Origin of the sequence: Herbaspirillum sp. UBA812 (assembly GCF_002296545.1) — a bacterium.
GTDB classification, from domain to species: domain Bacteria; phylum Pseudomonadota; class Gammaproteobacteria; order Burkholderiales; family Burkholderiaceae_D; genus Herbaspirillum; species Herbaspirillum huttiense.
Genome location: NZ_DBIC01000073.1, coordinates 12,179 through 29,032, shown reverse-complemented (window position 1 = coordinate 29,032; position 16,854 = coordinate 12,179). Strand labels below are relative to the sequence as shown.

At 61.0% G+C, this 16,854-nt stretch carries 12 protein-coding genes; all 12 read left to right on the top strand.

The genetic code is table 11. From position 1 onward, the window contains the following. Positions 1-190: type VI secretion system tube protein Hcp (locus B3873_RS04640; RefSeq protein WP_286864288.1), on the top strand; the 190-nt coding region annotated here is incomplete at its 5' end. A gap of 34 nt (positions 191-224) precedes the next feature. Beyond that, on the top strand, positions 225-641 hold the full coding sequence (gene tssE / locus B3873_RS04635) for a type VI secretion system baseplate subunit TssE (RefSeq protein WP_286864286.1): 417 nt from the start codon (positions 225-227) through the stop codon (positions 639-641). 213 nt (positions 642-854) lie between these two features. Next, positions 855-2,579 carry a type VI secretion system baseplate subunit TssF gene (gene tssF, locus B3873_RS04630; RefSeq protein ID WP_286864284.1) on the top strand — a complete coding sequence of 575 codons (1,725 nt, stop codon included), beginning with the start codon at positions 855-857 and terminating at the stop codon, positions 2,577-2,579. Further along, a complete protein-coding gene (gene tssG / locus B3873_RS04625) occupies positions 2,543-3,529 on the top strand; it encodes a type VI secretion system baseplate subunit TssG (RefSeq protein WP_039787328.1) in 987 nt (328 codons plus the stop codon). The genes tssF and tssG overlap by 37 nt, the downstream gene beginning before the upstream one ends. 84 nt (positions 3,530-3,613) lie before the next feature. Beyond that, positions 3,614-6,253, top strand: coding sequence for a type VI secretion system ATPase TssH (tssH, locus tag B3873_RS04620; RefSeq protein WP_039787327.1), 2,640 nt, complete (start codon positions 3,614-3,616; stop codon positions 6,251-6,253). A 110-nt stretch (positions 6,254-6,363) separates the two neighbouring features. After that, positions 6,364-9,096 (top strand): type VI secretion system Vgr family protein, encoded by a 2,733-nt coding sequence (locus B3873_RS04615; protein WP_286864282.1) that lies wholly within the window; start codon positions 6,364-6,366, stop codon positions 9,094-9,096. A 1-nt stretch (position 9,097) separates the two neighbouring features. Continuing rightward, positions 9,098-11,797 carry a DUF2169 family type VI secretion system accessory protein gene (locus B3873_RS04610; protein ID WP_286864280.1) on the top strand — a complete coding sequence of 900 codons (2,700 nt, stop codon included), beginning with the start codon at positions 9,098-9,100 and terminating at the stop codon, positions 11,795-11,797. Positions 11,798-11,885: 88 nt separating this feature from the next. Continuing rightward, a complete protein-coding gene (locus B3873_RS04605) occupies positions 11,886-12,890 on the top strand; it encodes a pentapeptide repeat-containing protein (protein WP_286864278.1) in 1,005 nt (334 codons plus the stop codon). Positions 12,891-12,942: 52 nt separating this feature from the next. Beyond that, a complete protein-coding gene (locus tag B3873_RS04600) occupies positions 12,943-13,605 on the top strand; it encodes a DUF3540 domain-containing protein (protein WP_209534789.1) in 663 nt (220 codons plus the stop codon). 24 nt (positions 13,606-13,629) lie between these two features. Next, positions 13,630-14,025 (top strand): DUF4150 domain-containing protein, encoded by a 396-nt coding sequence (locus tag B3873_RS04595; RefSeq protein WP_286864276.1) that lies wholly within the window; start codon positions 13,630-13,632, stop codon positions 14,023-14,025. Positions 14,026-14,107: 82 nt separating this feature from the next. Continuing rightward, positions 14,108-14,887: a hypothetical protein gene (locus B3873_RS04590; RefSeq protein ID WP_286864275.1), complete on the top strand. Its 780-nt coding sequence runs from the start codon at positions 14,108-14,110 to the stop codon at positions 14,885-14,887. A 69-nt stretch (positions 14,888-14,956) separates the two neighbouring features. Then, positions 14,957-16,854: type VI secretion system Vgr family protein (locus B3873_RS04585; RefSeq protein WP_286864274.1), on the top strand; the 1,898-nt coding region annotated here is incomplete at its 3' end.

Sequence of the window (16,854 nt, the reverse complement as noted above, 5' to 3'; positions counted from 1 at the left end):
GTACTACACGGTCAAGCTGTCCAACGCCATCCTGACCAATATCCGGGCCTGGACCCCGAACTGCCTGACGCCGACCAATCAGCAGATGGGCCACATGGAAGATATCTCGTTCACCTACGAGAAGGTCACCTGGACCTTCGATCCGGACGGTATCGAGGCAGAAGACTCCTGGCTCGCTCCGAAGTCGTAATCGGTTCAGGCGCGTCATTGAGCAGGAGCGGAAGATGCGGGAACGCCGATTGCTGGAACGGATCGCCAACTGGAGCGAGGCCGACGCCGAGCGCACCAGCCAGACTCAGGTGGACATCCTGGTGCGATCGGTGAACGACCATCTTTCCCGTCTGCTCAATACGCGTCAGGGCAGCGTACCAATCGATCCGTATTTTGGCGTGCCCGATTTTACCAACCTGGCCGGGGGTACCGGCCGGGGTTCGGTCACGGACATGGAAGAGGAGATCCGTCGCATGGTGCTGAAGTATGAGCCGCGGGTGAAATCGCCGCGCGTGCTGCTCAATGCAGAGACCACTGATGTGCTGTCGATTCGCTTTTCCCTGCAAGGAACGCTGGAAGTCGACAACCGCGAGATCCCCTTGCAGATTTCCACTACGGTCGGTTCCAATGGCAAGGTCAGGATAGGCTGATACGCACACAGGAACCGTTTCACCAGGCACATGCCGATGGGGCGGGCATCAGGCCCACGCTTTCTTCGGATGTTCCTGCTGAGATGCGTTTGCATGCCAGCAGGATGGGCAATGATCGTTCCGCCGTGAGTCGAGCAGGGGCCGTTTTTTTCGCCGCGAGACCGACCGCGTGATCACGGGATTTACAACAGGGTTCATAACACGCCGTCTGACATGTTCAATCGATATTACGAAGATGAGTTGAACAAGCTCAAGGGACTGGCAGTCGAGTTTGCGCAGAACAATCCGGCACTCGCGCCCATGCTCTCAGGTTCGTCGGCCGATCCAGATGTGGAGCGTCTGCTGGAAGGCGTGGCATTCCTGACCGGTCTGACGCGCCAGAAGCTCGACGACGAATTCCCCGAATTCGTGCAGGAACTGGCAAACCTGCTGTTCCCGCATTATCTGCGGCCCGTGCCGGCCAGCACCATGATCAGCTTCACGCCCAGGGGGCCGCTGATGGAGACGGCCGTGGTGCCGGCCGGCACCGAGCTGAGTTCATTGCCGGTTGATGGAACGCCGTGCCGTTTCGTCACCACGGCAGCGCTGCCGGTGGAGCCACTGCAACTGGTGGATGTCAACGTGCTCAGCCATGCAGGCACTGCACCCATGCTGGTGCTTGAATTCGAGATGGTGGGGCAGGATTTGTCGCAGTGGCAGGCTGACAGTCTGCAGCTCTTTCTTGGCGGCGGTTACAACGAGGCCGCGAAACTGCTGCTGCTGTTGAGCAATCACGTGGTCAATGTGCGCCTGACCGGTGGCGACGGTGCCCGTTTCGAATTGGGGACGAAGGGAATCCGCGTGTCCGGTTTCGAGCAGCCCATGCTGCCCTATCCTGGCAATACTTTTTCCGGCTATCGCAACATCCAGGAGTTCTTCGTCCAGCCCGAGAAGTTCCTCTTCGTCGAGTTGACCGGGCTGCAGCGCTGGAGTACACGCAGCGGTAGTCACTTCTCGGTGTACATCACGTTGGACCAGATGCCGGACTGGATGCCCGAAATCCGGTTGGACAGCTTCATGCTCAACGTAGTGCCGGCCATCAACCTGTTCGGTCATCCGGCTGATCCTATCAGCCACGAGCATCGGGTGACGGAGTACCGGATCACTCCGGAAGGACGTACCCGCCAGCATTTTCAGGTCTATTCGGTGGACCAGGTGACCGGCTTCCAGCAGGGTATCGGCAAGGAGAGGGTGTATGTACCCTTCGGCCTGTACCGCCACGACCGGCGCGGTGCACGCCTGTCCTACCGTACGACCATTCGCAGCGCCACCGTGGGCCGCGGTAACGAGATGTTCCTGTCGGTAAACTATCCGCCCGGTGACGAGCCCCGGCCGGAGACGCTGTCGGTGCGCCTGACTTGCACCAATGGCAGCCTGCCGGAGAGTCTGAAGCTGGGCGACATCAGTCAGCCCACCAGCAGTTCGCCGGACCGCATGCAGTTTCGCAACATCCGCACCGTCTCGCCTGCACTCAATCCGCCGACCGGCGAAGCCTTGCTGTGGCGCATGGTCTCGCACGTCTCGTTGAATTTCCTCTCAGTGGCCAATGCGGAGAACCTGCAGGCGCTGCTGTCGCTGTACGTATTCCCCGAGCGGCATGAGCAGGGGCAGGAAGCCGCCAACCGTCGCCGCATCGAAGGTATCCAGGAAGTCATCGCCACACCCGAGACCCGCCTGGTTGGTCGGGGCAGCGTGCTGCGCGGACAGCGGGTGCGCATCAAATGTCGCCAGGACTTCTTCGCCGGCATCGGCGACATGTACTTGTTTGGCTGCGTCATCGAACGTTTCATCGCCGACTATGCCGGCATCAATTCCTATACCCGCGTCGAGATGGAAGACGCCTTTTCGGGAGCAGTCTTCAAATGGCCGGCGCGACTGGGACAACAAGCCCTTCTGTAAAGGATGACCTGCTCGCACGGGGTGAGCGGTATTCCTACTTCCAGGCGATCCGCCTGTTGCGCCTGTTCGAGAAGAATACGGGTGCCGCGCGCCCCGAGAACCTGCGCATCCGGCCCAAACTGTCGCTCAATTTCCCGGACAACGATGTCGACAGCATCGAAGCCCGCCCCCAGGGCGGCTATCGCATCACGGCCAATTTCTTCGGACTGTACGGCGTGGCCTCGCCACTGCCGACCTACTACACCGAGGACCTGTTCGATGAAGAACGCGAAGGGGGACATGCCCAGCGCGAGTTCATCGACATTGTGCACTACGCGCTGTATCCGCTGCTTTTCGAAGCCTGGTCCAAATACCGGCTGGAGCAGCGGGTGGTCGAGGATGGCGATGCCGCTGCCCTCGGTCACATGTTCTCTTTCGTCGGCCTGGACGAGGAGCAATTGCGCGTCGGCCTGCTGCCGGGCAGCGCCGGACTGCTCCGTTACGCCGGCCTGCTCAATCAGCGTCCGCGCTCTGCTTTGGGACTGCGCACGATGCTGGCCGACGCCTTCCCGGGGGCAAGCGTGGAGATCGACAGTTGCGTGCTGCGGGTCATGGCGATTCCGCCCGACCAGCAGTGGAGTCTGGGGCGCCAGGGGACGAGCCTGGGCGAGGAAGCTTACCTGGGTAGCACTATTGATGATTACGGCAGCACCCTGCGATTGCGTCTGTCCGAGTTGCCCGAAGCACTGTTCCGGCAACTGCTGCCCGGGGCGGCCGGACACCAGCGCCTGCGCTTCCTGACTCGCTTCTACCTGATTGATCCGCTCGAGGTGGAAGTCGTGCTGGACCTTCGTAGTGAAGAAGCGCAAGGCATGCGCTGCAACAGCCAGCAGTGGTCCAGGCTGGGGCAGGACACCTGGCTGGCGCCCGGGCACGGTGGGGCGTCGACGACGGTGAAATTCATGTTGTAGGGCCGTCCGTAGCGCAACGCGCGCGGTGGTCCTTTGGACGGAAGCAGGAATCCATGCAAACAAATTCATTTTGGGAGAGAAGACATGCTGCTGGTTGAACTGAAACCCCTGGTAGGCCGCCTCAACGGCTATAGCAAACAGGCACTGGAAGACGGCGTGGGCTTGTGCGTCTCGCGCGGGCACTATGAAATCACCGTGGAGCACCTGCTGGTCAAACTCCTTGATGATCTGCAATCCGATATCGTGCTGATGCTTCGCCAGCACGGCGTAGATGCGGCCCTGGTCAGACGCGCCCTGGAAAAGTCCATCGAGGACATGCGCACCGGCAATGCCGGTCGCCCGGCGTTCTCGCCGTTGCTGCTGGAGTTGCTGCAGGACGCATGGCTGATCGCATCAGTGAATCTGTTCGAGAGCCGCATCCGTTCCGGCGCGATCCTGCTGGCCTTCCTGGCACGTGCGACCTACTATGCCACCGGCGACTACGCCACGCCGCTGCGCGCCCTCAATCGTGAAACCCTGCTGGCTTCCTTCGGCCAGATCTGCAGCGCCTCCATCGAGGAAACTGCCGCAGCCGCAGATGCACCAGGCGGTGGTGAAGCCGCGGGCGCACCGGCGGGCGACGGCAGCGCCATTGCCCGCTTCTGCGAGAATTTCACCGACAAGGCACGGGCCGGCAAAATCGACCCGGTATTCGGGCGCGACATGGAAATTCGCCAGATGGTGGACATCCTGGCGCGCCGTCGCAAGAATAATCCCATCTGCGTGGGCGATCCGGGCGTCGGCAAGACCGCCGTGGTCGAGGGCCTGGCCCTGCGCATTGTCACCGGCGACGTTCCCGATTCGCTCAAGGAGGTGACCATCCTGGGACTGGACATGGGCCTGCTGCAGGCCGGAGCCAGCGTCAAGGGGGAGTTTGAAAACCGTCTCAAGGGCGTGATTACCGAGATCAAGTCCTCGCCCAAACCGATCATCCTCTTCATCGATGAAGCCCATACCCTGATCGGTGCCGGTGGTCAGGCCGGCACCTCCGACGCGGCCAACCTGCTCAAGCCTGCGCTGGCTCGCGGGGAGCTGCGCACCATCGCGGCGACGACCTGGGCCGAATACAAGAAGTACTTCGAGAAGGATGCCGCCCTGGCACGTCGCTTCCAGTTGGTCAAGCTGGACGAGCCGGATCTTGCCACGGCGGTGCTGATCCTGCGTGGACTGAAGGAAAAGTATGAGGATGTGCACCACGTGGTGATGCGTGATGACGCCATCATCGCGGCGGCCGAGCTGTCTTCTCGCTACATCACAGGCCGGCAGTTGCCGGACAAGGCGGTCGACCTGCTCGACACCGCCTGCGCCCGCGTGAAGGTGCTGCAGAGCGCCAAGCCGGATGTGCTGGAGGACAAGGAACGCCTGATCCAGGCGCTGCAACGGGAGAAGGGAGGTCTGGAGCGCGATCGCGACAACCTGCAGCCGGTTGACCTGGCAAGGCTCGATGATATCGATGGCCTGCTGGCCACCGCGGAAGAACAGGCCGAGGCACTGCGGCAGGTCTGGCAGGGACAGAAGGCCGCTGCCGACGCGCTGCTGGCAGCGCGCGCAGCACGCAAGAAAGCTCGGGATGAGGGGGCCTCGGAGGAAGAGCTGGCGCGTCTGGTGCAGGAGATCGAAGCCGCCAGTGACGCCTTCAAGACTGCTCAGGGCAAGGAGCCCCTGGTGCGCGTGGATGTCGATCCTGATGTCGTCGCCAAGGTGATCTCGGACTGGACCGGTATCCCTGTAGGCAAGATGCTGCGCGACCAGGCCGCGACCGTCATGCACATGGCCAGGACGCTCTCCGAGCGCGTACGCGGGCAGGATCACGCGATGCACCAGATCGGAGAGATCCTCAAAACGGCCCAATCCGGCCTGCGCGATCCCCAACAGCCGCTCGGCGTGTTCCTGCTGGCCGGTCCTTCCGGGGTCGGCAAGACCGAAACGGCGCTGTCAGTGGCCGACATCCTCTTCGGCGATGAGAAGTCCACCGTCATCATCAACATGAGCGAGTTCCAGGAAAAGCACAACGTCAGCCGCCTGATCGGCTCGCCGCCGGGCTATGTCGGTTATGGCGAAGGGGGCGTGTTGACCGAAGCGGTACGTCAGCGTCCCTATTCGGTGGTGTTGCTGGACGAAGTGGAGAAGGCACACCTGGACGTCATGAACCTGTTCTATCAGGTCTTCGACAAGGGCATGCTGTCCGACGGCGAGGGCAAGGAGATCGACTTTTCCAATACCGTCATCTTCCTCACCTCCAACCTGGCGACCGACGTGATCACCGAAATGACGGCTGGCGATGACAGGCCCGACCACGATACGCTGCTCTCGGCGGTCCGTCCGATTCTCTCGGCGCACTTCAAGCCGGCACTGTTGGCGCGCATGACCGTCATTCCTTACTTCACGCTGGCGCGTGATGCGCTGGCCGGTATCGTGCGCTTGAAGATGAACAAGATCGTCAGCCGCCTTTTGCACAACAACAAGATGAAGTTCACTTATACCGATGCAGTGGTTGAGCAGATCGCTTCCCGTTGCACCGAGGTCGAGACCGGCGCGCGCAACATTGATTTCATTTTGCGCGGCACCGTCATGCCGCTGATGTCGCAGGAGATCCTCTCGCGCATGAGTGGCGAGGTGCAACCTGCGGCCATCACGCTGGATGTGGCTGAGGATGGAACGTTCAAGGTGGACTTTCCGGCTTGAGCCGGATGCTGCCTGGTGCGCCGTGTTACGGCTGTAACCGGACTGACATGGCGCGGCAAGACGGCATGGGCAACATCGGTGTGTGAATAATCAGATTCCAGGGAATGGGTATGGCTTCATTTGACGAAATCCTCAAGAGCAACAAGCGATTCGCTTTTTCTTCCGACGCGTTCAAGGCCGAGGTCGCGGTGGTCAGCTTGACAGGCCGCGAAGCCATTTCGCAGATGTTCCGTTTCGAACTGATCCTGGTCAGCGCCGACGCCAACGTGGATTTCGACGCCATGTTGGCGCATCCTGCCACGTTGCAGATATTCTCCGCCGACGGGAGTTCGACTACGCCCTATCACGGCATACTTGCCGAATTCGAGTTGTTGCAGCAGGTCGACAAGAACTTCACGTTCTATCGCGCAGTACTGGTGCCTCACATGTGGCGCCTGTCGCTCAATCGTATCTCGGACGTCTATCTCGGCAGCCGCAAGACGCCGGACCTGATCAAGCTCGTCCTCGATACGGACAAGACGCTGAAGTACGACATCAAGGCGACCGCCACCTATTACGCGCGTGATTTCGTCTGCCAGCACATGGAGACCCATGTTGATTTCCTCTCGCGCTGGATGGAGCGCGATGGTCTCTACTACTATTTCACGCATGATGACAAGGCCGATACGATCACCATCCTGGATGCCAAGGAGGGCCATGCGGTCGATACGGTGACGGTGGAATACCGTCCCGCCGACAAGCTCGACACGGGCGTGGGAAACAAGTCGGTGCAGGCTTTTATCGGCAATCAGCGGCCGTTGCCGAAGACGGTCACTGTCTACGACTACGATTACGCCAATGCCAAGGTATCGTTCAAGTTCGAACATGAGGTCTCCACGCTCAACAGTGCCGTCGGTGAGATCATGCTGCAGGGCGAGCACATCCGCAGCGATGAGGAAGGCAAGCGCTATGCTGCACTGCGCGCCCAGGAGCTGGTTTGCACCGGCAAGCAGTTTGCGGGGGAGTCCACCGTGGTTGGCTTGCGCAGTGGCTACTTCATGGAAATGCGCGGTCACTATCGCGACGCCTTCAATGCCAAATATCTGGTGACCGAAATCGAACATCGTGGCTCCCAGGCCGGGGCTTTGCTCAACGGGCTGGATACCCCCTACAACCGCGACAAGAGTGCAGCGCCAACCCATTACGCCAACAGTTTTCACGCCATTGCGGCCGAGGTGCAATTTCGTCCGCCGCGGGTAACGCCGTGGCCGCAGCTGACCGGCACCATGAGCGCCGTGATCGATTCGGCATCCAGCAACAAGATCGCCGATCTGGACGACAAGGGCCGGTATCTGGTGAAGTTGCGGTTCAACAAGACCGATCGCCAGGATGGCGCAGGCTCGGTGCGCATCCGCATGGCCTCGGGCTATGCAGGCACGGTGACGGAGGAGGACGGTACGGCCAAGACTTATGGCATGCATGCGCCCTTGCACAAGGGAGCGGAGGTGTTGCTGTCGTTCGAAGGAGGGGATCCTGATCGGCCGGTAATCATGTCGGCGGTGGCCAATTCCGAGAATCCCAATGTAGTCAACGAGAAGAATTCCACCCAGACCGTCCTGCAGACCGTGGGCAACAGCATTGTGCTGGAAGACAAAGAGGGCACTGAGTCGGTCAAGATCATCTCCGCGGGCAATTCCAACGACAAGACCGTGATCGGCTACGGCAACGAAGCCAAGGGGATCTGGGCCAGTACCTCGGGAAGTTCGGTCAGCATGTCGGCCGGCAATTCGACCTCGGTATCGATCGGCGTGAAGAACTCGCTGAGCGCTTCCATCGAAAACAGCATTTCGGCATCGCTGGGTACCAAGGCCTCGGTGGGGGCCAGCATCGGGGTGAGTTACGGGCGTGACGTTTCCTGGAAGTTCGGGCGCAGTTTCAGCCTCGACGATTCCGAATCGGTATCGCTCAAGACCGAGGGGAAGTTGCAGGGCAATGACAATGTGCTCATCTCCGGCGGCCAGCGCAAGCTGATCAAGGACACGGTCGATACGCTCAAGACAGCGCTCAAGAACGCGGTCAAGGTCAATGTGCTGGTCAACATGGCAGTGGCAGCTGGCGCCTCTGCCGGCATGGCGTCCAAGTCCGACGCCAAGGGCGGGAAAATCCCGGCCTTCGATTGGTGGAATGCCAGTTTCTCGGGCGCGCAGGCGGCCTTGAACACTTTGGTCACGGCCGGCAGCATCTATCATTTCGCCCTGAACAAATCTGCCGACGCCCTGGCCGCAACGGCCAAGGAGGAAGCCTATGTCAGCAACATGAAACTCGGCCAGAGCGGTATCGAGATGACTGCCGACAGTTTGCCCGTGCTGGCCGGAGTGCTGCCTCCCGGGAACAAGCGCGGCATGGTGAATATCGAGACCGGGACGGTCGCGATCACGGCAGAAACGAAGGGGCTGAAAAAGTCGTCCATCGATTTGAATTCAGACAAAATCAGTCTGGCCGCCAGTGATGCCGCCCAGATGTCAGGCACGCTTGATCTCACCAGTTCGGCCTGCACGCTGGCCAGCAACAATCCTGGGGCCAGTATCGTGCTCAAACACAATCTTGCAACGGCCAAACTGACGTCGGATGGATTCCTCGCCAAGTCCGGCAAGGCCGCCGTGGCAGCCGATCCGGTACAAGGCGCCTCGATCTCAATGGGCAAGGCCTCCGTCACCACTACTGCGATGCAGGCAGTGGCTGAGTTTGGAAAGAGCAGCATGACGCTCAACGCCACCTCCGCCAGCCTGGAGATGGGTACCAATACCCTGAGTGCAGGCGCTTCCGGCGTGACCATCAACGGTTCCATGATCCGGGTGGGCTGACATGAAAATTTTCCGTCCTGATGAATTGGCGGTGCTCTACCGCAGTTTTCGGTTTGCCCGACGCAATACGCTGGCCGTTGGCATGCTGGGCCTGTTTCCCTTTGACCGGAGCGAACTGGCGGGCCTGCGTCCCGAACCGGAGTTGTGGGATGCCGTCGCTCGCGCCATGGGGGAAGGCGTGCTCGATGACGGCTATCCCAAGCCAGCCGGCGAGTTCAAGGTCTACGGCAGCGCCCATGCGCCGGGCGGCAAGCCGGTGCAGGAAATGCTGGTCTCCGCCAAGGTGGGCAGCGTGCTCAAGCAATTGTTGGTGATCGGTGACCGGCACTTCAACGCCTTGGGCCTGATCTCGCAGACCTCCCCCTTCGTGGCAATGCCGCTGACGCCAGGGCAGGCCTTCGGCGGTCCGGATGAAGCGGCGAACCGGGCCGGCAAGGGGGCGGCCGCCACCGTGTCGGCCGACGGCGTTGCACAGTGGTCGCTGCCCAATGTGGAACGGATGCGCCAGCGCATCACATCACGAGGCGACCGGGTAGAACCTGCCGGATTCTGGGCGCTTGACGCGACCGCACCGTTGCGCACCGCTCAGTTGGGAAAGTGCGACGACCAATGGTTAAAACACACCTGGCCGCATCTGCCAGAAGATACCCGTGCCGAATACTTTCATACGGTTCCCGCAGATCAGCGTAATGCTGGGTATTACGTGGGAGACGAGGTCGTCGAATTACACGGAATGCATCCGCAGCAGGCGACCCTGACGGCACGCTTGCCGGGCTTGCGCGCCCGCTGTTTCGTCCATCGGCAGCAAGTCAACGGCGCCGAGCGTTTCAGCGAAATCGAGGCGCGCCTCGATACCGTCTGGCTGTTTCCGGAGTTGTCATGCGGCATTGTGTTGTATCGGGCGCAGTCTGAGGTGGCCGACGAAGATGCCAGCGATGTCTTGCATGTAATGGCCGAATGGGAACGCCTGCAGGATGCGCCGCTGTCTTTCGGACACTACGAGGCCTTGTTTGATCTGTATCGTGGTCAGGCGAGCGCAACGGCCGTGGCAGCCGATACGGTGCCGGCCAATCCTGTTGCGTCAGCGACGCAACCGCCACCATTGCCGGCAGTGGTGATGCCAGCAGCGACAGTGGCCGCTGCTGCTGCCGCACCATTTCCGGAGTTGGGTGAAGCGCAGCAGGCGATCATCCAGCTGGAACGTGAGACCGCGGAGCTGATGCAACGCTTTGGTATCACGCCCGCTGACCTGGCTGCGCTGGAGCCTCCGCCAGCCGTGCCGACCGACGTTTCCATCGCTGAAGCCGAGCGGGCCATCGCGGACTTGGAGCGGGAAACTCAGACCCTCATGCGCCAGCACAACCTGAGCGAGGCAGATGCCCTGAAGATGGAGGTCCCGCAGGCTCCGCCAGGCAGCGGCTCCCTGGCAGAGGCCAAAGCCTCCGTGCTGGATTTGCAGCGTTCTAGCCAGGAATTGATGCGGCAACACAAGCTGAGCGAAGCCGACATCGAAAAATTCGCCGCCACCCGACCCGGCGCAGAGCCAGGGGAAGCCCTGTTCGGTACCGATGTCGAGGCATTGCTGCAAAACGTGCCTGACGCCCTGCCGGACTGGCCGGAAGTCTCCATGCTGCCGCCCGTGGCTGCTACACAGGCGCTGGCAGCGGTGGCCATCCCGACGCTTGCTCAGGCCCCTGCAGCCCTGCCCAAACTGACTCGCGAGCAAGTGATCGAACTGCACACCGCAAAGCACTCACTGCGTGGCTATGACCTCTGTGGTGTCGATCTCTCGAAGCTGGACCTCAGCGCGGCGGATTTTTCAGGGTCCTTGCTCGAAGGTACTGTATTTGCGGGTAGCCGCTTGGCCCATGCGGACTTGTCGGCTTGCCTCATGCAAGGTGCCGACTGCAGCGAGGCCGACTTCAGCAATGCCAACCTGGCGCAGGCCAGCGCGGGCGGGGCCAAGTTCGCCAAGGCCCGTTTGCCGGGTGCCCGCATGCAGGAGGGCGATTTCACCGGAGCCGATTTCACCCTGGCGCAGTTGCCGAATGCGGTGCTGGACGACGCCATTTTTTCCCAGGCTGCGATGTCGGGAGTGCAGGCGGCGGGTTGTACTGCCACGCATGGCAATTTCAGCGGGGCCGATTTGTCCGGGGCAGATTTCGGCCAGGCCCGGTTGCATCAGGCGATGTTCAACGAGAGCAAGCTGGCGGCTTCCAACTTCAAGGCGGCGTACTGCGAAGAGGCTGAGTTCTATGGTGCTGATGCCACCGGAGCTCAGTTCGTGGCGGCGATCATGGGTTCCTCGCGCGCAGATGGTGGCAGCCAGTTCAGCCATGCCGTCTTTGATGGCGCGCAATTGCAGCGTGCGGCATGGGAGGGGGCGCAGCTCACAGCTGCCCGCTTCGTCGGCGCGATACTGGATGATGCGGATTTCAGTCAGGTCAAGGCTTCCGGGGCCAGCTTTCGTCAGGCATCGGCACGCCATGCCAAGTTCGGCCGGGCTGACCTGAGCCAGGCTGATCTGAGTGGAATCAACCTGTTCAAGGGCTCGTTGCGCAAGGCACGGGTAGAAGCGACGGTGCTGCATTTTGCCAACGCCTACGGTGCCGATCTGGAGGGATGCACCTTGCGTGCCAGCGCGTTGGAAGGGGCGCACGTCGAGCGGACCATTTTGACGGTGCGGCCACCGTTGGCGTGATGCCAGAGATGGTGCGGGTCGCTGCAAGTGACACCTCCAGCGCGACGATCGGTATGAAAAGAATGCAGCAAATGACAGGGGAATGAACGTGGAACTCGAACAAATCTGGCAGACACTGGCACAAGAGCGCCGGCTCAGCGATATCGACCTCTCTGGTGCTGACCTCAGCGGACGCGACCTGTCGGGCTGTACGCTGATCAACGTGCGGCTGGCCAACGCACGTTTGAGCTCGGCCAATCTCGCCAATGCGTACCTGCACAATGTCGACCTCTCCGGTGCCAATCTCGAAGGCGTGCAGGCCGCACAGGCCAGCTTCAACGAAGTGGATTTGAACGCGGCCCAACTGCAGCGGGCAGAACTGCTGCAGGCGACCTTTGGGCATTGCCGGCTGGATGGTGCCATCCTTGCAGGCGCACAGCTGGTGCGCTGTGACATGAACGAGGTGACCCTGCTCAACACCGACCTCAGTGGTGCCAACCTGACCCGCTGGACCGCTATGCATACCGACCTGAGCAGCGTGCGATTGGCCGGCGCGGTGCTGACGCAGGCCTTTCTCAAGGACAGCCAGCTCCAGGCGCAGAACTTCGCAGGTTGCGACCTGACCATGACCATGTTCGTCAACGCCCAATTGCAGCAGGCGGATTTCACCAGCGCACGACTGGATCGCACCAGCTTCATGGGCGCCCAGCTGCAGCAGGCCAATTTGGCAGGTACGCGCAGCAGCTATCTGTGCTTCATCGACGCGCAGGCGCAGCAGGTCAATCTCGCAGGCGCTGCCTTCGAGATGAGCGACGCTTCCCAGGCAGATTTCAGCGAGGCCAAGGCAGCGGGGGTCTCCTGGCACATGTCGGTGCACCAGAAGACGCTCTGGAAACGAGCGCAACTGAAGGGTTCTGCATGGGTCCATTGCGACCTGTCCCATGCGGACTTCTCGGAGGCCGACTGCAGCCAGGCCGACCTGGGCGGCGCCAACATTCATGGACTGCTGCAACAGAATACCCGCTGGGATGGCACCAACTTTGACGGGGTGCGCCCCACCGACCCGCTGCTGGAACGGGCCGAACGATGGCAACCCCAAGTGGCGGCACGCTGAACGCGCCCCGCAAGCCAGATGGAATCGATAGTTCACGCAAGGAAAAAACATCATGCAAAACACGCTCATCACCATGTCCCGCCCGGGGGCGGATCACGCCGTCGGGATGTTGTATGCAACCGTGACTGGCCGCGCAGACAAGTGGTTCTTCCTCAGTTCGCCGGAAATGGCCGTGGAACGAGCCCTGCGCGCTGACAGCTGCCTGATTGAGCCGGAATGCGGCGATACGGTGCTGGTCTGCCATGGCGGCACGCAATCCTGCTTCGTGCTGGCGGTGCTGGCACGTGCCACACCGGAGCAGGCCACGCTGACCTTGCCAGGCGCGGTGCAATTGCAGACCAGCCAGGGCCAGCTTCAGGTGAAGGCTGAGCAATTGGAATTGCAGGGCCGCCAGCGCGTGACCATGGTCGGAGCGCAAGTGGACGTGACCGGCATTCGTGGCGAACTGCGCTTCCGCGAGCTCAGCGCCAGTGCCGAACAGGCGCAGGCGCGCTTTGGCAGCCTGACCAGCGTGGCGCAGAACATCACCTCCACAGTAGGACGGCTGGTGCAGAAAGCGCGCGACAGTTTCCGCTGGACGGAGAACCTGGAGGAAACCCGGGCCGGACGTGTGCGCATGCTGGTCAAGGATCGTTTCCACATGAAGGCCGCGCACACGACCTTGCTGGCCGATGGCCAGGTCAAGATTGATGGCGAGAAGATCGACCTCGGCTGACGCTTTCAAGCAAAGGAGCAAAACATGTTTGCAGTCACCAAGCAAGCCGGCCAATGCATGGCGATGCCGGACGTTTGCAATACGCCCATTCCGCCGGCCGGCCCGGTGCCACTTCCTTATCCCAACATCGCCATGCCGATGATGGGTAACCCGGCCACGACCAAGGTGTTGATCTCCGGCATGCCGGCGCTGACCAAGTCATCCAAGATCACCATGAGCAATGGTGATCAGCCGGGCGTCAATGGCGGGGTGGTCAGCGGCAAGATCATGGGGCCCGCCGAGTTCATCATGGGCAGCATGAAGGTCAAGCTGGAGGGCAACCCGGCCGTGCGCATGGGCGATACCACCAAGCAGAACGACGGCAACGCGGTAGGCGCGGTGCTGGTGCCGAGCCAGGTCAAGGTCATGATCATGAGCTAGGTGCCGGGCCCGACAGGGTTTGGCGATGGCCCGACGCGAAGCGGTGCGACGGGGGTGTTCAATTTTTCAGGCAGCCGATGACATGAAGACGGTATGGATGACTTCCCTGGCCAACGATCCTGCGCGTGTGCAGGCGTTCACCGGGGTATTGAAGCGCTATGGACTGGATGTGAAGGGACATTTTTGGGCGGATGATGCGCAGAAAATGACGTGGCGGGTGGCCTTGGATGCGCTGCTGCAGGCGCAGGCGGCGGTCTGGCTGGTGCTGGCTGACGAAGCTGAACTGGCTCGACCGGGGGTGCGCTACGGCCTGTCGTTGCTGGCGGCATCGCTGCGAGAGCGCGCGGGGCATGGTTTTCCCCTCGTCTTCATGTGGCGCGGCAAGGTACCCGACGCCGCCATGCTGCCGCCCTTGCTGCGCAATGCACTGCATCTGGAAGAGGCAGGCGCCGCCTGGCCCGCCAAGATCGTGGCCAAGGCCAATATGCCGGCCAAAGTCGAACCGCCCGAATACCGGCTGCATGTCAGTGGTGATGAGAAGCTGGGGCAATGGTTCGAGATTGGACCGCGCGCAGGCCAGTGGGATGGCGTGGTGTTCGGTGTTGCGGGGGAGGGCGCCGAGATCGACTTCCAGGCGGTCGGCGATGCCGGCGGCCTGCCTGAGAAGACCATTCTGGAATACGCCCAGCAGGGCATGAAACTTCAGATCGGCGAACAGGAATATACGGCTTGGGCGGTGCGCAACCAGGTTGGGGCAGACCAGTCCTACTACGCCCGTGTGAAGGGTTGTCCGCACTCGCTGCTGTTCATGCCCTATGCGGAGGGGGCGGATGCCGAGGCGACCGTGCTGCAGCTGAAGTAACGCGTCAAACGAACAAACAGACGAGACCGCTGGCGCCGGCCCGTGCACTTTTACCGGAGATCATTCGCAATGGCTTCCTTATCCAGCCGCCTGATGAGCAACAAGCGCTTTGAGTTTGTGTCGACGGCATTCGATCGCGACAAGTTCGCGGTAGTCAACATGCAGGGATTCGAATCGCTATCGAAGACCTTTCGCTTCACGCTGACGCTGGTCACCGACGATGCAACGATCGACTTCGACCAGATGCTGCAGAACCCGGCGACCTTTTCCATCTTCGCGCCCGATGGTGGTGGTGCCGTACCTTACCACGGTGTGCTGGCGGGATTCGACCAGTTGCATCGCGCCGACGGCTACGTGTTCTATCGCGCAGTCCTTGTGCCTCACTTGTGGCGCTTGTCGCTGTATCGCGTGTCAGAGGTGTACCTCAACGAACAGACCATCCCGTCCATCATAGAAGGCTTGCTTAAGGGAGCGCGCCTGCCTGCCTCAGCATTCGAATTGAAATTGACGGGCGATTATCGTCCGCGCAGTTTCGTTTGCCAGTATCAGGAAACCCATCTTGACTTCCTTTCCCGCTGGATGGAAAAGGAAGGCATGTATTACTGGTTCGATCATGGCGGTCGCGCCGAGAAGCTGATCATTGGCGATCACCGCATGATGCATGCACAGGACGCGATCAAAGTGAGCTATCGGCCCGCCGATGAACTCGATACTGGCGCAGCCGCGGATGCCGTCCAGGGATTCGTCTGCAAACAGAAGCCCCTGCCTTACCAGGTGATCCTGCAGGATTTCAACTATCGCAAGGCAGCGGTTGAACTGAAGGTATCCGATATCGTTTCCGAGAACGGCTTCGGCGATGTGATGATTTACGGCGAGAATTTCCGCAATGAGCAGGAGGGAAAGCGCTATGCGCGCCTGCGCGCCGAAGAAATTGCCTGTGGAGGTAAGCTGTTCGCCGGGGACTCGACAGCCGTCGGTTTGCGTAGCGGTTATTTCATGGAGCTGGCACAACACTACCGCGAAGATTTCAACGGAAAGTACTTGGTCACCGAGATCACGCATGAAGGGTCGCAGGCCGGGGCGTTGCTTGAGGGGATCCGTAGCCCGTTCAGTCAAAGCGGTGCTGGTGGCGAGACCAATTACCACAACAGTTTCGTGGCGATCAGGTCGGACGTGCAGTTTCGCCCCGAGCGCGTGACCCCCAAGCCGCGCGTGGCTGGCACCATGAACGCCACCATTGACGGCGAGGGCAGCGGGGAATATGCCGAGCTCGACGAATTTGGACAGTACAAGGTGCAACTGCCGTTCGACCAAAGCGACAAGAATGCCAACAAGGGATCGGCGCGCGTTCGCATGGCGACCCCCTATTCGGGCAGCAATCACGGCATGCATTTCCCCTTGCACAAGAACGCGGAAGTGCTTTTGTCATTCACCGATGGCGATCCCGATCAACCCGTGATACTGGGCGCTGTCCCCAACTCGGAAAATGTCAGTCTGGTCAATGCCAACAGCGCTACCGAGAACCGCATCAGCACCAAGGGTGGCAACCAGATGCACATGAGCGATGTGAAGGGCAAGGAAGTGATCTGGCTCAACTCCCCATTCCATCACAGTAGTATCGGCATCGGGTCGGTGGATCCCAAAGGGGGTGGCAGCATCTACAGCGCGACCAAGGGCAGTAGTGATTCGGTATCTTTCGGCAACTCCAACAGCATGTCGTTTGGATCGAAGAATTCGCTGTCGGCAGGCACTGCCAGCAGCCTGGATCTCTCGATCGCCAACAAGGTGTCGATCGGCGCGTCCATTTCCATTGGCCTGGCCAACGACATCAAGTGGAACATGAACCTCAATCCCCTCAGTGCGATCGACGCATTGAAGGAGATTACGCCCAAGAGTTTTACCATTGACGACAGCAGCTCGGCCAAATTCGTCTCCGAATCCACCAGCGAGACAGCGCTGGAAAGTTG